General features: G+C 65.4%; 14 protein-coding genes. 10 read left to right on the top strand and 4 right to left on the bottom strand.

What is annotated here, in order from left to right; all coding sequences use genetic code 11:
- Nucleotides 1-242 precede the first annotated feature (242 nt).
- On the top strand, nucleotides 243-4,826 hold the full coding sequence (gltB, locus tag GOACH_RS12750; protein WP_005175199.1) for a glutamate synthase large subunit: 4,584 nt from the start codon (nucleotides 243-245) through the stop codon (nucleotides 4,824-4,826).
- Complete coding sequence (locus GOACH_RS12745) at nucleotides 4,819-6,273, top strand: glutamate synthase subunit beta (protein ID WP_005175198.1); 1,455 nt, start codon at nucleotides 4,819-4,821, stop codon at nucleotides 6,271-6,273. The genes gltB and GOACH_RS12745 overlap by 8 nt, the downstream gene beginning before the upstream one ends.
- Nucleotides 6,274-6,357: 84 nt before the next feature.
- Here the strand turns inward: GOACH_RS12745 and GOACH_RS12740 are convergent, their stop codons facing one another.
- A complete protein-coding gene (locus GOACH_RS12740) occupies nucleotides 6,358-6,792 on the bottom strand; it encodes an SRPBCC family protein (protein WP_005175197.1) in 435 nt (144 codons plus the stop codon).
- Nucleotides 6,793-6,970: 178 nt separating this feature from the next.
- On the opposite strand from GOACH_RS12740, the gene GOACH_RS12735 reads away from it, so the two are divergent.
- Nucleotides 6,971-7,834 carry a cutinase family protein gene (locus tag GOACH_RS12735; protein ID WP_085950608.1) on the top strand — a complete coding sequence of 288 codons (864 nt, stop codon included), beginning with the start codon at nucleotides 6,971-6,973 and terminating at the stop codon, nucleotides 7,832-7,834.
- A gap of 131 nt (nucleotides 7,835-7,965) precedes the next feature.
- Nucleotides 7,966-8,121 carry a hypothetical protein gene (locus tag GOACH_RS23995; protein ID WP_005175194.1) on the top strand — a complete coding sequence of 52 codons (156 nt, stop codon included), beginning with the start codon at nucleotides 7,966-7,968 and terminating at the stop codon, nucleotides 8,119-8,121.
- Nucleotides 8,122-8,130: 9 nt separating this feature from the next.
- Here the strand turns inward: GOACH_RS23995 and GOACH_RS12730 are convergent, their stop codons facing one another.
- Nucleotides 8,131-8,355, bottom strand: a complete 225-nt coding sequence (locus GOACH_RS12730; protein WP_005175193.1) for an RNA-binding S4 domain-containing protein — start codon at nucleotides 8,353-8,355, stop codon at nucleotides 8,131-8,133.
- A 67-nt stretch (nucleotides 8,356-8,422) separates the two neighbouring features.
- On the opposite strand from GOACH_RS12730, the gene lysX reads away from it, so the two are divergent.
- A complete protein-coding gene (gene lysX / locus GOACH_RS12725) occupies nucleotides 8,423-11,833 on the top strand; it encodes a bifunctional lysylphosphatidylglycerol synthetase/lysine--tRNA ligase LysX (protein ID WP_005175192.1) in 3,411 nt (1,136 codons plus the stop codon).
- Nucleotides 11,834-11,836: 3 nt separating this feature from the next.
- The gene (locus tag GOACH_RS12720) at nucleotides 11,837-12,724 is read left to right on the top strand and encodes an alpha/beta fold hydrolase (protein WP_005175191.1); all 888 of its coding nucleotides are present in this window, start codon (nucleotides 11,837-11,839) and stop codon (nucleotides 12,722-12,724) included.
- A gap of 30 nt (nucleotides 12,725-12,754) precedes the next feature.
- Here the strand turns inward: GOACH_RS12720 and GOACH_RS12715 are convergent, their stop codons facing one another.
- Nucleotides 12,755-13,453 carry a TetR/AcrR family transcriptional regulator gene (locus GOACH_RS12715; RefSeq protein ID WP_005175189.1) on the bottom strand — a complete coding sequence of 233 codons (699 nt, stop codon included), beginning with the start codon at nucleotides 13,451-13,453 and terminating at the stop codon, nucleotides 12,755-12,757.
- 53 nt (nucleotides 13,454-13,506) lie between these two features.
- Here GOACH_RS12715 and GOACH_RS12710 point away from each other — a divergent pair, with 53 nt between their 5' ends.
- The gene (locus tag GOACH_RS12710) at nucleotides 13,507-15,075 is read left to right on the top strand and encodes a M28 family peptidase (protein ID WP_245551892.1); all 1,569 of its coding nucleotides are present in this window, start codon (nucleotides 13,507-13,509) and stop codon (nucleotides 15,073-15,075) included.
- Here the strand turns inward: GOACH_RS12710 and GOACH_RS24285 are convergent.
- Nucleotides 15,053-15,334, bottom strand: a complete 282-nt coding sequence (locus tag GOACH_RS24285) for a hypothetical protein (RefSeq protein ID WP_245551891.1) — start codon at nucleotides 15,332-15,334, stop codon at nucleotides 15,053-15,055. The genes GOACH_RS12710 and GOACH_RS24285 overlap by 23 nt on opposite strands.
- A gap of 130 nt (nucleotides 15,335-15,464) precedes the next feature.
- Here GOACH_RS24285 and GOACH_RS12705 point away from each other — a divergent pair, with 130 nt between their 5' ends.
- The 3 genes from GOACH_RS12705 to GOACH_RS12695 all read left to right on the top strand — a co-directional run bounded on the left by GOACH_RS12705 (nucleotide 15,465) and on the right by GOACH_RS12695 (nucleotide 17,830).
- Nucleotides 15,465-16,298, top strand: a complete 834-nt coding sequence (locus tag GOACH_RS12705; RefSeq protein WP_245551890.1) for a lipase family protein — start codon at nucleotides 15,465-15,467, stop codon at nucleotides 16,296-16,298.
- 141 nt (nucleotides 16,299-16,439) lie between these two features.
- The gene (locus GOACH_RS12700) at nucleotides 16,440-17,234 is read left to right on the top strand and encodes a DUF3137 domain-containing protein (protein ID WP_005175177.1); all 795 of its coding nucleotides are present in this window, start codon (nucleotides 16,440-16,442) and stop codon (nucleotides 17,232-17,234) included.
- A gap of 44 nt (nucleotides 17,235-17,278) precedes the next feature.
- Nucleotides 17,279-17,830, top strand: a complete 552-nt coding sequence (locus GOACH_RS12695) for a LemA family protein (RefSeq protein ID WP_373279091.1) — start codon at nucleotides 17,279-17,281, stop codon at nucleotides 17,828-17,830.
- Nucleotides 17,831-17,945: the final 115 nt, after the last annotated feature.

Genomic DNA, 17,945 nt, shown 5'->3' with positions numbered 1-17,945 from the left:
GGGCACCCCCCGTGAGAAAATATCCGACAATGCTCATGAAGCAGTGGGGTGTCAGCGCGATCGCAGGGTCGGCGCACCCCCGCCAGCAACGGCGCTGGCACGAGGCAGCCGCCAAGCGATCACAGGATCAGCCCAGGTCAGCCCACGATGAGGGTCGATTCTGTTGGTTCGGGTGCGCTGCTGTCCACGACGAATACGGGTGACAACTCTGCGCAATGTCGCGCACCTAGTGAGGCGAATACATGAAGCACGCTCCGGGCCCCGTTGGGCTCTATGACCCGGCCAACGAGCACGATTCGTGCGGTGTCGCGTTTGTCGTCGATATGCACGGTCGGCGCAGCCGCGACATCGTCGACAAGGCCATCACGGCGCTGATCAACCTCGAGCATCGCGGTGCCGCGGGCGCTGAGCCGAACACCGGCGACGGTGCGGGCATCATGATCCAGGTTCCCGACCGCTTCCTGCGCGAGGTCGTCGACTTCGAGTTGCCCGAGGAGGGCAGTTACGCCACCGGCATCGCATTCCTGCCGCAGGGCTCGAACGACGCCGCGACGGCGGCCGAGGGTGTCGAGAAGATCATCGAGTCCGAGGGTCTGTCGGTGCTCGGCTGGCGTGAGGTACCCACCAACGAGAACGGACTCGGTGCGCTCGCCCGCGACGCGATGCCGACCTTCCGCCAGGTGTTCCTCGCCGGAGCGTCGGGCATGGAACTCGAGCGCAAGGCATTCGTCGTGCGCAAGCGTGTCCAGCACGAGCTCGGCAACAAGGGCGCCGGTGCCGACGGCCCGGGCCGCGAGACCGTCTACTTCCCGAGCCTGTCGGGCACGACCTTCGTCTACAAGGGCATGCTCACCACGCCGCAGCTGCGCGAGTTCTATCTCGACCTGCAGGACTCCCGGGTGGAGAGCGCGCTGGGACTCGTGCACTCGCGGTTCTCCACCAACACCTTCCCCTCGTGGCCGCTGGCCCATCCCTTCCGCCGGGTCGCCCACAACGGTGAGATCAACACCGTCACCGGCAACGAGAACTGGATGCGTGCCCGCGAGGCACTGATCGACACCTCGCTGTTCGGCGACGGCGCAGCGCAGAAGATCTTCCCGGTGTGTACGCCGGGCGCATCGGACACGGCACGCTTCGACGAAGTACTCGAGATGCTGCATCTCGGTGGCCGCAGCCTGCCGCACGCGGTGCTGATGATGATCCCGGAGGCCTGGGAGCGTCAGGAGGCCATGAAACCAGAGCACCGCGCGTTCTACGAGTATCACGCGGCGCTCATGGAGCCATGGGACGGACCGGCGTCGGTGTGCTTCACCGACGGCACCGTCGTCGGAGCGGTGCTCGACCGAAATGGTCTGCGCCCCAGCCGAATCTGGGTGACCAAGGACGGCCTCGTCGTGATGGCGTCGGAGGTCGGTGTCCTCGACATCGACCAGGCCGACGTGGTCCAGAAGATGCGGCTGCAGCCCGGCCGCATGTTCCTCGTCGACACCGCTGCGGGGCGCATCGTCGACGACGAGGAGATCAAGGACGAACTGGCCGCCGAGCACCCGTATGCGGAGTGGCTCGAGAAGGGTCTCGTCCACATCGACAAGGTCAAGGCGCTGCCGCACGAGCACATGTCCCATCATCGGGTCACGTTGCGCCAGTTGGTCTTCGGTTACACCATCGAGGAACTCAACCTTCTCGTGGCACCCATGGCGAAGACCGGTGCCGAAGCGATCGGCTCGATGGGCACCGATACGCCGATCGCCGTGTTGTCGGCCCGGCCGCGCATGCTGTTCGACTACTTCCAGCAGCTCTTCGCGCAGGTGACCAACCCGCCGCTCGACGCGATCCGCGAGGAAATCGTCACCAGCATCGGCGGGACAATCGGTTCGGAGGCAGACCTGCTGCACCCCGGCCCGGAATCGTGCCGCCAGATCGTGCTTCCGTCGCCGGTTCTCGACAACGACACGTTGGCCAAGCTCGTGCGGATCAACGACGACGATGCACTCCCGGACTTCCGCAGCATCCAGATCCACGGCCTCTACCCGGTCGCGGAAGGCGGTGCGGGACTGCGCAAGGCGCTCGACGAGATTCGTGCGAAGGTCAGCGCTGCCATCGACGACGGCGTGTCGCTCGTCGTGCTCAGCGACCGTGAATCCGACGAGACCCTCGCGCCGATCCCGTCGCTGTTGTTGACCGCTGCGGTGCACCATCACCTGGTGCGCGAGCGCAAGCGCACCCGCGTCGGCCTGATCGTCGAGTCGGGCGACTGCCGCGAGGTTCACCATGTGGCCACCCTGGTGGGATTCGGTGCCGCAGCGGTCAATCCGTACATGGCATTCGAGTCGATCGAGGACATGGTCGAGCGCGGAATGCTCGGCGACATCGACTTCGAGACCGCCCGCACCAACTACATCAAGGCCGCGGGCAAGGGCGTCCTCAAGGTGATGAGCAAGATGGGCATCTCCACCGTCGCCTCGTACACCGGCGCGCAACTCTTCCAGGTGATCGGCCTCGATCAATCGTGCGTCGACGAGTACTTCAGCGGTATGAACAGCCAGCTCGGCGGCGTCGGGCTGGACGAGATCGCCGCAGACGTCGCAACCCGGCATTCGCTGGCCTTCAGTGAGCGTCCCAGCGAGCGCGCACACCGCGAGCTCCCGGTTGGCGGCGAGTACCAGTGGCGTCGTGAGGGTGAGTACCACCTGTTCAACCCTGACACCGTGTTCAAGCTCCAGCACTCGACGCGCACCGGGCAGTACAAGGTGTTCAAGGAGTACACCAAGATGGTCGACGACCAGTCGGCCCGAATGGCAACTCTGCGTGGACTGTTCGACTTCAACTTCGGGGATCGGGATCCGATCCCGATCGAGAAGGTCGAGCCGGCCAGCGAGATCGTCAAGCGCTTCTCCACCGGCGCGATGAGTTTCGGCTCGATCTCGGCGGAGGCACACGAGACGCTCGCCATCGCGATGAACAGGCTCGGCGGCCGATCGAATTCGGGTGAGGGCGGCGAGGATCCGCGGCGCTTCCACCACGACGAGAACGGTGATTGGCGGCGCAGCGCGATCAAGCAGGTCGCGTCGGGTCGCTTCGGTGTCACTTCGCACTACCTGAGCAACTGCACCGACATCCAGATCAAGATGGCGCAGGGCGCCAAGCCCGGTGAGGGCGGCCAGCTTCCGCCGCACAAGGTCTACCCGTGGGTGGCCGAGGTGCGTGGTTCGACGCCGGGCGTAGGCCTCATCTCGCCGCCGCCGCACCACGACATCTACTCGATCGAGGATCTCGCACAGCTGATCCACGACCTGAAGAACGCCAATCCGCAGGCGCGCGTGCACGTCAAACTCGTCAGCGAGCTCGGTGTGGGCACTGTCGCCGCCGGTGTGTCGAAGGCGCACGCCGACGTCGTGCTGATCTCCGGTCACGACGGTGGTACCGGCGCGTCACCGCTGACGTCGCTGAAGCACGCAGGTGCGCCGTGGGAGATCGGTCTGGCCGAGACGCAGCAGACGTTGCTGCTCAACGGACTTCGTGATCGCATCTCCGTGCAGGTCGACGGTCAGCTCAAGACCGGCCGCGATGTGGTGGTCGGTGCGCTGCTCGGTGCCGAGGAGTTCGGCTTCGCGACGGCTCCGCTGGTCGTCTCGGGCTGTGTCATGATGCGCGTCTGCCATCTCGACACCTGCCCGGTCGGCGTCGCCACCCAGAATCCGCTGCTGCGTGAGCGTTTCACCGGCAAGCCGGAGTTCGTCGAGAACTTCTTCATGTTCATCGCCGAGGAGGTGCGCGAGCTGCTGGCACGTCTGGGCTTCCGCACCCTGCAGGAGGCGGTCGGTCACGTCGAGGCGCTCGATACGACCAAGGCACTTGCGCACTGGAAGTCGTCGAAGGCGGGCAAGCTCGATCTGTCGCCGATCCTCTCGATGCCGGAGTCGCCGTTCATGAACCAGGACCTGTACTGCTCCGGCGTGCAGGACCACGGGCTCGAGAAGGCGCTCGACCAGCAGCTCATCGCGCAGAGTCGCGAGGCGATCGACCACGGTACGAGGGTGTCGTTCACGTCGAAAATCACCAACGTCAACCGCACGGTCGGCACGATGCTCGGCCACGAGGTCACCAAGACCCATGGCGCCCAAGGGCTTCCCGAGGGCACGATCATCATCGACTTCACCGGTTCGGCGGGCAACAGCTTCGGTGCCTTCGTCCCGAAGGGCATCACGCTGCGGCTCGAGGGCGACGCCAACGACTTCGTCGGCAAGGGACTCTCGGGCGGACGCATCGTGGTGCGACCGCCGGCGAATGCGGCCGAAGGCTTTGTCGCCGAAGACAACATCATCGCCGGAAACGTGATCGGCTTCGGCGCCACCAAGGGAAAGATCTTCCTGCGCGGCGTCGTCGGCGAGCGCTTCTGTGTCCGCAACTCGGGCGCGACGGCAGTTGTCGAGGGAGTCGGCGATCACGGGTGCGAGTACATGACCGGCGGGCGCGTCGTCGTCCTCGGTGATACCGGACGCAACTTCGCGGCCGGAATGTCGGGCGGTATCGCCTACGTGTACGACCCGCAGAACAATCTGCCGAGCAATCTGAACCCGGAACTCGTCGACCTCGAGCCTCTCGACGACGACGACATCGAGTTCTTGTCCGGCATCATCGGCGAGCATCGCGGAGAGACCGCGTCGCCGATCGCCGCTGCGATCCTCGACGACTGGGACAACACCCAGAAGTCGTTCGCCAAGGTCATGCCGCGCGACTTCAAGCGTGTGCTGGCCGCGATCGATGCCGCAGAGAAGACCGGACGAGACGTGAACGAAGCGATCATGGAGGCCGCACGTGGCTGACCCCAGAGGATTCCTCAAGCACACCGAACGCGAACTGCCCGAGCGGCGCCCCGTCGACCTGCGGTTGATGGACTGGAAAGAGGTATACACCGACTTCGCCAAGGCTGAGCTGCAGACGCAGGCGAGCCGCTGCATGGACTGCGGTATCCCGTTCTGCCACAACGGTTGTCCGCTGGGCAACCTGATCCCCGAGTGGAATGATCTGGTGTACCGGGATCAGTGGAAAGAGGGCATCGAACGCCTGCACGCGACCAACAACTTCCCGGAGTTCACCGGTCGCCTGTGCCCTGCGCCGTGCGAGGCGTCGTGCGTGCTCGGTATCAACCAGCCCGCCGTGACGATCAAACAGGTCGAGGTCGAGCTGATCGACAACGCCTTCGACAGCGGCTGGGTGCAGCCCGTGCTGCCGAGTGAGCGCACCGGCAAGTCGGTTGCCGTCGTCGGTTCGGGGCCCGCGGGACTCGCAGCGGCGCAACAGCTCACCCGCGCTGGCCACACGGTCTACGTGTACGAGCGTGCCGACCGCATCGGCGGACTGCTGCGCTACGGCATCCCCGAGTTCAAGATGGAGAAGCGGCACATCGACCGTCGTCTCGAGCAGATGAAGGCCGAGGGCACCGTCTTCCGCACCGGCGTCAACGTCGGCGTCGACATCTCCGTCGCGCAGCTACGCGAGGACTTCGACGCCGTGGTGCTTGCGATGGGCTCGACGATCGGGCGCGATCTGCCGATTCCCGGCCGGGAACTCGACGGCATCCACCAGGCGATGGAGTTCTTGCCGCAGGCCAACAGGATTCAGCTCGGCGACACGGTCGAGAACCAGATCACCGCACGCGGCAAGAAGGTCGTGATCATCGGTGGCGGCGACACCGGTGCGGACTGCCTCGGCACGTCGCTGCGGCAGGGCGCCGAGATCGTGCATCAGTTCGAGATCATGCCCAAGCCTCCGACCGAACGTGCCGAGTCGACTCCATGGCCGACGTACCCGCTGATGTACCGCGTGTCCTCGGCTCACGAGGAGGGCGGCGAACGCGTCTTCTCGGTCAACACCGAGCAGTTCGTCGGAGAGAACGGCAAGGTCACCGCGCTCAAGGCGCACGAGGTCGTCATGCGCGACGGTCGGTTCGAGAAGGTCGAGGGCAGCGACTTCGACCTCGAGTGCGACCTGGTGCTGCTCGCGATGGGCTTCGTCGGCCCTGAGCGTGCGGACCTGCTCGACAAGCTCGGCGTCGACTACGACCAACGCGGCAACATCAAGCGCGACAACGATTTCGCTGCTGTCGGCCAGGAGGGGGTGTTCGTGGCGGGCGACGCAGGCCGCGGACAGTCACTGATCGTGTGGGCCATCGCGGAAGGCCGATCGGCTGCGGCTGCGGCCGACCGCTACCTCGCCGGAGCGTCGGATCTGCCTGCACCGATCGTGCCGACGCAGGTCGCGCAGCGCTGAGCCGACCGTAGGCACTACCCGTTTCACGAGCCCCGTCAGCCGGTCCACGTTCGACCGGCGGGCGGGGCTTGTCCGTTACCGGGCTCAGAGCTTCTCGAGGACGCTCGTCATCTGCTCGGGCACCGAGTCGGCGAGCTTGCCGAAGATGAATCCGAACAGTGGTTCGCCGATGAATCCGAACCGGTGGAACTCGACGAGCGCGCGGTAGGTGACGCTTGTCGTCCCGTCGCCCTTGTCGGCGAAGGAGAGGTCGTCGGAGGTTGTTGCGGTCTTGTTCGAGCCGGAGAACACGATGTGGTCGGGATCGTCGCGGGTGAGCTCGTAGGTGAGCTCGGTCGAGATCCCGTAGAGCTTGGTCTTGTTGTGCCAGCGGGTGCCGAGAGCGATCGGACCGTCGTCTTCCTGCGTGCATTCGACGGTGCCCGGGTCCCACTGCTCGGCATGGGCGAAGTCGCGCAGATAGGCGACGACCACCTCTCGTGGTTGTCGAACGGTGAAGGTGCGTGAGACGTCGACCACCCTGGTCTCCTCATGTGTTGGACAACTCGGTTCTGTGAGACAAACGTTCTATAGGAGTTCGGCGGGACGACGCTGCCGGATGGGTGCAACCCTGTTTACACTCACGTGGTCAGACCACGGCCGGTGCGTCGTGGGTGGGTAGTCGTGAAGGGGCAGGTCTGTGCGCAGGCTTTTCGGAATGGCAGTGTCGGTGGTGCTCGCGGTGTGCGGGGTTGGGGTCGCCTTCGCGGGATCGGCATCGGCGGCGCCGAGTACGTGTCCGAAGGTGTACGTCCTCGCGATTCCGGGCACCTGGGCCGACGGTCCCGGTCTGCTCGGAGCCGTGACGTCTGGTCTGGGGCCGGACACCAAGGTCTCCTACGTCGGCTACGACGCGACCGCGTTTCCCTGGGAGAGCGCCGTGTACGGCAAGTCGAAGGCGCAGGCAGTGGCCAACGCCAAGGGGCTCGCGCTGACGATGCTCAAGCGCTGCCCGGGTACCAAGATCGCACTCACCGGATACAGCCAGGGCGCAGACGCCGCGGGCGACGTGGCCTCCGAGATCGGTACCGGGCGCGAGAAGATCCGTCCGCAGCAGGTCGCCGGTGTCGTGCTCATCGCAGATCCGCGCCGGTCGTCGAAAGACAATCTCGTCGGTCCGCCCGCGACGGGGCAGGGCAGCGGTGGCCCGCGATTGGACGGGATGGGCTACGTCCTGCCCCGCGCCTTCACGATCTGTGCTCCGAAGGATCTCTACTGCAACGTTCCGCGTGAGTATTACGTGACACGCGTGATCGGCTACCTCGCCGAAACCAGCGATCCGACGCCCAGCCAGGTCGGTCAGTATCAGGCCGAGGCCGGCGCGATCGTGAACGAGATGCTGACCAGGGGAGGACCGGGCAACGCTCTCAACGAACTCAGCAACGCGCGGGCGCGACAGCAGATCATCGAGTTCAACCGCTTCCTGCAGTCCGGCTCGCACGGCGACTACGGACGCTTCGAGGTCAAGCCCGGTGTGACCGCGGTGGCCTGGGCTCACCAGTTCCTCGCCGGACTCGGGTGATCCGCGCGTCGGTCTCCCGTCGGTAACGAAACCTGTGTGACGATCGATACGTAAGGGTGAGTTGCGCCGAAGAACTCGGCAATACAAGATAGTAAAGATCGAATCCGTTCTGACGCAGGAAACGTATCGTCATGAAGCTGGCAGCAACGTTCCAGACACCCCGTCGACACTCGATGCTGAGTGCCATCACCGGTGGCCGCTTTGGCCGCCACCGTGTGGCCCAGCGGTTCCCCGCGGAGGCCGAGCGCCTGGTCACCGCGGCCGAACTCAAGCGGCTGACCGCCTGAGCCTGCGGGTCACCCGGCGGTGACCCGCGCCGCCGTGCCGCCGAGCGCGACCACATCGCCGACGGCCAACTGTCTACCGCGACGTGTCTCCACGTCTCCGTTGACCGTGACCAGTCCGTCGGAGGTCACTTCCTTGGCCTCCGCGCCGGACTCGATGAGGTTGGCCAGCTTCAAGAACTGACCGAGCCTGATTCCGTCGCCCCGCACGGGAACATCGAATGCGTCCTCTCCCATGGCTGAGATACTGCCCGAGCGGCGGTGGGTACGCACCATCGATCCGCCGGTGAACTACCTTTGATCCATGGCGGTCGAGTCCCCATCACAGGCGCTCCGAAGTGCTCCCACGCACCCCGACACCGCAGGAGAGCGGCCGGAGCGGGCGGAGGCGGATCGTCGTTCGGCCGATCTGCTCGAGCGCATCCGGCATCCGCGCGGGTTCGGCAGTCACGCGCCCCGCATCGCAGGCCTCGTCGTCGGGGTCATGGCGACCATCGCGCTGTTGTCGAGCATCTTTCCGTTCTTCCGGCACTGGATTCACGTGCCGCGCGACTACGTCGACGACTTCATCATCTCGATGCCCGACACGAGCTTCGCGTGGTCGTTCGTGCTGGCACTCGTCGCCATCGCGTTGACCGCGCGCAAGCGCATCGCGTGGTGGATCTGCGTCATCTACCTGCTGTTGTTCATGGCGGGCAACGCGCTGCTGCTGTGGCAGCCGGTCGCCGACGACTTCGACGTCGACGACGCCGAACGCATGAACATCGCGATCGGCCTCGGCATCGACCTGGTCGCGCTCATCTTCCTTCTCGTCACCTATCGGCAGTTCTACACGCGGGTCCGGCGTGCGGCGCTGCTGCGAGCGCTCGTGGTGTTGGTGGTGGGTCTGGCGGTCGCGACCGGAGTAGGGTTCGCGCTGGTGTGGCTGTTCCCGGGCAGCCTCGAGCGGACGGAGCGTCTGCCGTATGCGTTCAACCGGGTGGTCGCCTTCGCGGCGATCGACCAGCGCACCTTCGATGGACACCACACGTATCCACCGGTCAACGGTGCGCTGGGGCTGTTCGGCGCACTCGCACTCATCGTCGCGGCATCGGTGCTGTTCCGATCGCAACGGCTCAAATCATTGATGACGGCGTCCGACGAGCGGCTGATCCGCGCGTTGATCACGCGGTTCAACGACGACGACTCGTTGGCCTACTTCTCGACGCGTCGCGACAAGGCGGTTGTCTTCTCCCGCGATGCGCGGGCAGCGATCACCTACCGTGTCGAATTGGGTGTAGGCCTTGTCGGTGGCGATCCGATCGGCGACCCGGAGTCGTGGCCGGACGCGATCGCCGAATTCCTGGTGCTCTGCGAGCGCTACGGATGGCATCCCGCGGCGATGGGGTCGAGCGAGCGAGGCGCGGCAGCATTCGATGCCGCGGGATTCACCTCGCTGAACATCGGCGACGAGGCCATCCTTCACACCCGGCAATACACGATCAGCGGACCGACGATGAAGGGCGTGCGTCAGGCCGTCACCCGAACCCGACGCGCAGGCGTCACCACCCGCGTCCGCCGACACCGCGATATCCCGCCGAGGGAGATGGCCGACGTCATCGCGCGCGCCGACGCCTGGCGGGACACCGAGGAGGAGCGCGGTTTCGCGATGGCGCTGTCACGACTGGGGGACCCAGCCGACGGTGACTGCCTGCTCGTGGAGGCGGTACTCAACGAGGGGTCTGCGGACGAGAAGGTCGTCGGCATGCTCTCGTTTGTGCCGTGGGGGCGTCGTGGCGTCTCGCTGGACCTGATGCGACGTGACCGCAGCGGCATCAACGGTGTCGTCGAGACGATGGTCAGTGATCTGTGCCGCGACTCGGAGAACTTCGGGATCACCGAGATCTCGCTCAACTTCGCGACGTTCCGTGCCGTGTTCGAAAAGGGGCAGGAGATCGGTGCCGGACCCGTCATGCGCGGGAGCTACGCCGTATTGATGTTCGGTTCGAGGTTCTTCCAGATGGAGTCGCTCTACCGTTCCAACGCGAAGTACCTGCCCGACTGGCAGCCGCGGTTCCTGTGTTTCGAGGACACCCGCATCCTGGCACGCGCCGGTCTGGCCGCCGTCGTCACCGAGGGATTCGTCCGGTTGCCGCGGTTCGGTCGTAAGGAGCAGTACACCGCTGGGCAATCGTCGATACCCGCAGGCATCGATGTGGACGCGTTGATCGCAGAACTCGACGACGAGGCGGCCGCGCAGCACTCTGTGGCCGCTCACCGCCCGGAGCAGGTCAGGGTGCGACTTGCGAAGCTGGACAGGATGATCGACGACGGTGTCGACGCCTATCCACCCGCAGACCCGCCATCACACTCGATCGCCGAGGCCGTCGCAGCGCCTGCAGGTACACCGGTGTCGGTCGCCGGACGCATCACCCGGATGCGTGACTTCGGCAAGGTGGTCTTCGCCGACGTCCACGACTGGTCGGGGCAGGTGCAGATCCTGGTCGAGGCGTCGCGTCTTGATCCCGGATCACGCGACTTCGCCTCCGATGTCGATCTCGGTGATCTGGTCGAGGTCCACGGCGAGATGGGTACCAGCCGCACGGGTGAGATCTCGGTGCTGGTGGATCGCTGGGCGATGATCGGCAAGTCCCTGCGGCCGCTACCCGACAAGTGGGCGGGGCTGACCGATCCGGAAGCACGTGTGCGGCAACGGTATGTCGATCTGGCGATCAACCCGCGCTCGAGGCAGTTGTTGGCCACTCGCAGTGCCGTGGTGAAAGCGCTGCGTGATTTCCTCTCCGCCCGCGGGTATCTCGAAGTCGAGACCCCGATACTGCAGCGAATCCACGGCGGCGCGAACGCGACCCCGTTCACCACACACATCAACGCCTACAATCTCGACCTCTATCTCCGCATCGCCCCGGAGCTGTACCTCAAGCGGCTGTGCGTCGGCGGGGTGGAGAAGGTGTTCGAGATCGGCCGGAACTTCCGCAACGAGGGCGTCGACTTCAGTCACAATCCGGAGTTCACGAGTCTGGAAGCCTATGAGGCGCATAGTGATTATCTGAAGATGCTCGACCTCACCCGCGAGATGATCCAGTTCGCTGCGACTGCTGCGCACGGCGAGCCGGTGATCGTGCGCTACGACGATGAGGGGAACGAGCAGAGGATCGACATCTCCGGACAGTGGCCGGTGAAGACGGTCTACGGTGTGGTGTCTGAGGGGGCTGGTGAGCCGATCACGCCCGAGACATCGGTGGAGCATCTACGCGAGATCTGCAAGCGACTCGGCATCGCCTTTCGGCCGGATTGGGACGCGGGGGCGATTGTGGCCGAGCTCTACGAGCATCTCGGTGAGGACCGCACCACGTTCCCGACGTTCTACTGCGACTTCCCGACGTCGGTGTCGCCGTTGACACGTGCGCATCGCAGTGAACCGGGTGTGGCCGAGCGGTGGGACCTGGTGGCATGGGGCGTCGAACTCGGTACCGCGTACACGGAGCTGACCGATCCGGTGGAACAGCGGAAAAGGCTTACCGCGCAATCGATTCTCGCCGCGGACGGTGATCCTGAGGCAATGGAGCTCGACGAGGACTTCCTGCAGGCGCTCGAGTACGCGATGCCGCCGACGGGCGGGCTCGGAGTCGGCGTCGACCGTGTGGTCATGTTGATCACGGGTCAGTCGATTCGTGAATCGCTGGCCTTCCCGCTGGCCAAACCGCAGGAGAATTGAGTAGTGCCGGACGGTCGGGATGAACGCGAATGCCCGCCGCCGGGGCGGTTCGTCGACGTCGACGGGCAGCGCATCCATGTCATCGACGAAGGTTCGGGTACGCCGCTGCTGCTGATGGCCGCGATGGGCAGCAATTGGTTCGACCTCGACCATCTCGCCGTCCGACTCGTGGAGCGCGGCTGGCGGGTGATCCGCTTCGACCGCCCGGGATACGGCCTGTCGGAACCGCTTCCGCGTGGCCGGGTGCTGACACTGCGGCTCGAGGTGTCATGGATGGTCGGAGTACTCGACGAACTAGGGATCGTCGAGCCGGTCACCGTCGTCGGCCATTCGGTCGCGTCGCTGTATGCAGAGGCGTTCGCCAGGGCGCAGCCGGCACGTACGGCAGGCGTGGCGATGCTCGACGGATCGTACGTACTGCTGCCCTGGCGGGTGATACCGCTGGGGGCGCGAATCAGCAGCGCGCACAGGGCTGTGGATGCCGGGCGTGCGGTCACGGGCCGTCTTCGGTTGCCCCGCCGTGGATTCTCCCGGGTTCGCAGTGCTGTCCTACCGACGCCGCCGGAAGGCTTCTACGATCACGAACACTATTGGGCCGGGCGGGTATTCGGCGGCTGGCCGATGCTGTTGGCCACCCTGGTGGAGAACGCCGCCTTCCCGACGCTCAACGCCTCCCTGCGTCGCATGCGTACGAGGTATCCGCTGCCGGATGTTCGGATCGTCGTCGTGGCTGCGTTGTCGGGTCCGGCACCGTGGCAGCGGTTCTGGTTGTGGAAGCAGGGGCGCTATGCGCGCCTGCTCGGCGGGCAGCTGGTGAGCGTCGTCGCAAGCCATTTCGTGGTCCTCGAGGTTCCTGATGAGATCGCCGATGTCATCGATCGGCTTCGCTGACCCAGGGGAAGGTTGCTCGAGCCCGGCTACTCAGCTGCGCTGTAGTCCCCGCGTCAGCCAACCCGACAGCAGCGGTTCCAACGCGGTGAGATCGACGTGGCCGTCCGCATCGAGCCTGTCTGTGTCGAGCCAGTCCGAAGCGACCTGGCGGACGGCGTAGACGGCGGCGAGAAAGACCTCTGGAGCGAGATCGGGATCGAGTGTCGGGTCGGTCTCGGCGAGGGCTGTGTGTTCTGCGCGCAGGGCATCGGCGATGAACGTCAACGCTTCGCGACGTCGTCGACGTGCCGTCGCGCCCCTGGCGTCGAACTCGAGTTGGAAGGTGCGCGCCGTGACGAGATCGGCCGAGAGACAGTCGAGATAGGCCCGCACGATCAGCGGGATGTCGCGGCTGACCCGGGTGCGTGTGATCCGGGTGGTCATCTGCTGTACCAGGACCTCGATGAAACGCGCGTACGCGGCGTCGGCGCAGGCGTCGCGATTCTCGAAGCATCGGTAGAAAGCTGTGCGCGACACCCCGCTTCGCGCGACGATCTCCGCGACACCGACCTCGTGAAAACCTCGCGCGGCAACGAGTTCGGTGAACGCGATCATGACACGCTCTCGGTGATTGGCGACGACCTCGTCGGGCGTGAGTTGATGCGGGCCGCGGGGGAGCGGGGGTGGAGTGGTGAAGAAGAGTCCCTCGGTGACCCGGGGGATTTCCGATTTCGACGATTCCGCACGCATGGAGCCAGTCTATCCGAGTAAAGTACGCCAACGTACCGCACTCGTGTGCGGTCGTGCGCGCAGTCGTGGTGGTTGCGGAGAGAAGGGGTGTACTTGTGAAGTCGTATGTGGTGCGGCGGTTGTTCGTCGCCGGGGGACTGGTGGTGTCAGCCGTGTTCGGGCCGACGACAGGGGTACCGGCTGCCGATGCGGCGCCGTCGTCGGCGGCATTGAGCGCGGATCGGATCTACTCGTCGGTGCAGGACCTGGTTCACATGGCGCCGCGGCGGACCGGTTCCGTGGGCGGAGAGCGCGCCGCCGACTATGTGGCACAAAGGTTCCAGAAGGCGGGCCTCACCGATGTCCACGTCGAGCGGGTGACGTCGTACGACTGGAATCCCTCGAACTTCGGCCTGCACGTCGGAGGGAAGGCCATCGATGCCTACCCGGTGTCTCACTCGTTCATTCCGGCCGACGCGGGCGCCGGTCACCGCAGTACCGGCTCTACTGGTCTTCGCGCACCGGTCGTCGACATCGGCGCCGGGAAGGTTGCCGGTCACGACGTGCGCGGCAAGATCGTGCTGTTCGATCTGAGCTTCTACCTCCCGACCGCGGGTCTTCTTCCGCTGGCCGAGTACATCCACGATCCCGACAACTCGCGGTTCGACCCCCAGACCATGTTGACCGCCAACCCGTACCTCACATCGTTGGAGTCGACGGTGCGCGACGCGCAGCGAGCCGGAGCTGTCGGGTTCGTCGGTGTGCTGAAGGACTACTTCGACTCGAATCGCTATCACAACGAGTACTACCGTCGCCTCGCGATGACCATCCCGGGCATGTGGGTGACTCGTGCGGATGGCGTGCGACTCCGACAGGCGTTGTCTGCCAACGCCAACCGGGCACGAATCGATCTGACGGTCGATCGTCGGGAAGTGGTCGGGCGCACCGTGGTCGGCATGCTCGCGGGCCGCAGCCGCGACACGGTGATGGTTCAGTCGCACCACGATTCGATCGGTCCGGGCGCCGTAGAGGATGCGACAGGTACCGCGGAGGTGCTTGCGCTCGCAGATCACTATGGGGCGCAGGCTCGCCGACCGGGCTATCGCCAGCGTGAGAAGAGCCTGATGTTCGTCACCTTCGACACGCACTTCACGGGATACCAGGCGCATCAGGCATTCGTCGACAAGTACATCGCGCATCGACGCACACCGTGGCGGATCGTCGCGAACACGACCGTCGAGCATGTGGGCAAGCATGCGCGCACGAGTGCGTCCGGACGCCTGATCACGACCGATGATCCCGAACCCAAGGGGGTGTTCGAGAATGTCTCACTGGGCCTCAAAGCTGCACTCGCGCAGGCGATCGACAGAAACGACGTGCGCGCGACGACAATGCTCAACGCGGCGCCCTTCCAGTTCAGCGCGACGGGTATTCCCACCGACGCGTCGTTCGTTCTCGTCGCCGGGGTCCCGGTGGTGAGCTTCATCGCAGGCCCGCTCTATATGTACGACGACGCCGACACGATTGACAAGGTCGACCGCAGTCAGTTGGCCCCTGTGGCCGGATTCTTCGCCGACACACTCGACCGACTCGATTCGACGCCCAGCGGGTCGATCGCGCTCACCGGCGGCACGACGCGGTGAGTGGTCGGCGACGACGGGTGCCCGGCCGCGTGCTCGTGAAGGTCATTGCGGCGACGATCATCGCGGTCACGGTGCTCGGATCGGGAAGTGCCGGCGCGCAGCCTGTCTCGACCCCGCCCACAGTGCAGGACTCGCCGCGTGTGCTCTCGGCGACGCGCGTTGCCGCACCACCCGTCGCGTTGCCGGAAGCGGCCAGCACGCTGCTGGTCAGATACTCGTCGCTCTCGGTCCGCGGGACGTCGACCTGGATGACAGCCACCCTGCTGCTGCCGAAGCGACCTCCACCACGATCGGGGTGGCCGCTTGCGGTCTGGAGCCACATGACAACGGGCGCCGCGGACCGATGCGCCCCGTCCACGGCGCGACCCGGGGATCGCGAACTGACGCACATGACGTCGGGTGACCGGATCGTCGGCGGACTGCTGAAGAGTGGATTCGCCGTGATGCGTCCGGACTTCGAGGGGATCGGTGGTCCGGGGCCACACCCCTATCTCATCGGAGAGTCGTTGGCGCGCTCGGTGATCGACGCCGCACGTGCTGTGACCGCGTTCGACAGACGCATCGGGCGAGACGTGGTGGTTGCAGGCCATTCGGAAGGTGCGGTCGCATCGCTGTTCGCGGCAGCTGCACCTGCTGCCCAGTGGTCGGGTCTGAGACTTCGTGCGGTGTCGGCGGTGACACCGCCCACGCAGATGGGGCGCATCGTCGACCTGGTGGGCGGTGTTCGAGTCGCAGGGCCCGCAACGCGTGATCTCGTCGGCCTCGCTGCGCTCATGATCGCCGGGGGCGTGGCTGCCGACCCCGACTTCGCGCGCGCCATCGCTTCGGGCGGACTGAGCGAGCGTGCACGTTCGCTGCTACCACAGGTGCAGACGCGCTGCTACGAGGAGCTGTCGGGGGAGGACTCGTTCGGGGGGCTTGCCCCGGCCGCCCTGCTCGGCCCACGCGGAGGGGTGGCCAAGAAGGCGCTCGTCGCCATCGCCGACCGCAACGACGTCTCGCACCTGAAGTTGAACGCGCGTCTGCCGGTGCGCATCGACGCGGGCAGCTACGACGCTGTCGCACCGTTGCCGCTCGTTCGTGGACTCGCCGACGCATATCGCCGCGACGGAGTGCGTGTCTGGTTCAACGTTCACCCAGCCGGGCACACTCCGGTGCCGCTCGATGCCGCGACGGCTGCGGATATCTCGCGATGGTTGGCGAGTTTCCTACCCGTCGGATAACCAGAGCTGCCCATGACCGCGGATGGCGAGTATTTATCGGCAGGACGATCTCAGTGTTGCGGAGCGCACCACGCCGTGCAGACGTTCACGTGACTGACAGGTCGCGGGTGACCGAAGGGCTTGGCCGCTAGGGTGTTCCGCATGACATCGGCGGGACCGTTCTGGTCGAGATCCTGGTTCACCTCGCTGATCACGGCGGCCACATTTGTCGGATTGGTCGTTTTTCACGTCTGGTGGTGGATGGGCCATGGAAAGCCGCTCGCATGGGTACTTCTGCTCGGCACGCCCTTTCTCGCATTCCTGCCTGCTGGGGTGATTGCCAAGCTGTCGCAGCGACGGTGGGCGCGAGAGTGGGCGCAGGCCAACGGATTCGCGTACTTTCCGGAAACGAATTGGCCGGTTCCGACATGGGATTTCCCGCCCTTCTCGACGGGACGCGCACGTGCCAAGCGTGTCCGCGACGGGATGAGCGGAATGGTGGGCACCCATCCGGCCACCTTCTTTCGATACACCTGGATCAACAACAACCGAGTGCAGATCACGACGCATCAGCGCAGCGTGTTCGTGCTGCGGCTACCGACGGCTCTTCCGCGGTTGACCCTCGGAACCACCATGGACCTGTCGACCGGGAAACGCGTCGAGTTCGAGTCCGAGGACTTCAACAGCAGGTTCTTCGTCCACTCGACCGACCCCGGCTTCGCGCATGCGGTGTTCACGCCCAGGACGATCGACGCCTTGATGTCGTTGCGCAAGGCGCGTGGTGCGCTGCTGGTGACCAAGATCGAGATCGCGGGCAGTGAGCTTGTCGCGACCTCGACGATGGCCAGCAGACCGGAGGCCATCACCGCGGTATTCGAGGTGATGCGCATCATCGCCGACGGTATTCCGCGCTACCTATGGAGTGATCGAGGCCAGAACGAAAGGGCGTGGCAGTGAGTACGTGGGTCATCGTCGTGGTGGTCGTCGTGGCGGCGCTTGTCATGATCACCTGGTACTTCTCGTCTTTCAACAGCTTTGTGCGCCTGCGTAATCTGGTCGACGAGTCGTGGCGACAGGTCGATGTGGAACTGCAGCGGCGGCACGACCTGGTGCCGAACCTGGTAGCGACCGTGTCTGCGTCGGCTGCTTTTGAACAAACGACCCTCGAAACGGTCACCAAGGCGCGCGCGGCCGCACTGAGTCTCGGTCAGGGCGCCGACGTAGCTGCGATCGCCTCCGCCGAGAATCTGTTGTCGGCCGCATTGTCGAGACTGCAGGCGCTGACAGAGCGGTATCCGGAACTTCAGGCAGTGCGGGCCTACGACGCGCTGCTCCGGGAACTCGAGGACACGGAGGACAGGATCGCGGCATCGCGTCGGCTCTACAACGCGAACGTGCGTGCGCTGAACACGCGGATCGGGTCAATGCCTGCGTCGTTGGTTGCATCGGTGCACCACGTACCGTTGGCCGAGTACTTCGAGATCAGCGAGCCCGCACGGCATGCCGTCTATGTCGCGGGTCTGCTCAATCCGGACAGGGACGAGGACCGTTGACACGGTGTCGGTGCATTGGGACCTTGACGCGGCCGCCGTCCGGCCGCGGATATCGCGCGGTGGTTGGCGAGTTCCCTACCGTCGGGTAACCACAGGTACCCATGACTACGCGTCA

The sequence above is a fragment of the Gordonia aichiensis NBRC 108223 genome, assembly GCF_000332975.1.
GTDB lineage: Bacteria > Actinomycetota > Actinomycetes > Mycobacteriales > Mycobacteriaceae > Gordonia > Gordonia aichiensis.
Note: the sequence above shows the minus strand (reverse complement) of the source record. Positions and strands in the feature narration are given on the sequence as shown.

Coding starts and splice junctions, on each gene's coding strand:
- gltB (WP_005175199.1), top strand. CDS start 243: ATGAAGCACGCTCCGGGCCCCGTTGGGCTCTATGACCCGGCCAACGAG.
- GOACH_RS12735 (WP_085950608.1), top strand. CDS start 6,971: ATGGCAGTGTCGGTGGTGCTCGCGGTGTGCGGGGTTGGGGTCGCCTTC.
- GOACH_RS23995 (WP_005175194.1), top strand. CDS start 7,966: ATGAAGCTGGCAGCAACGTTCCAGACACCCCGTCGACACTCGATGCTG.
- GOACH_RS12730 (WP_005175193.1), bottom strand. CDS start 8,355: ATGGGAGAGGACGCATTCGATGTTCCCGTGCGGGGCGACGGAATCAGG.
- lysX (WP_005175192.1), top strand. CDS start 8,423: ATGGCGGTCGAGTCCCCATCACAGGCGCTCCGAAGTGCTCCCACGCAC.
- GOACH_RS12715 (WP_005175189.1), bottom strand. CDS start 13,453: ATGCGTGCGGAATCGTCGAAATCGGAAATCCCCCGGGTCACCGAGGGA.
- GOACH_RS12705 (WP_245551890.1), top strand. CDS start 15,465: ATGACGTCGGGTGACCGGATCGTCGGCGGACTGCTGAAGAGTGGATTC.
- GOACH_RS12700 (WP_005175177.1), top strand. CDS start 16,440: ATGACATCGGCGGGACCGTTCTGGTCGAGATCCTGGTTCACCTCGCTG.
- GOACH_RS12695 (WP_373279091.1), top strand. CDS start 17,279: ATGATCACCTGGTACTTCTCGTCTTTCAACAGCTTTGTGCGCCTGCGT.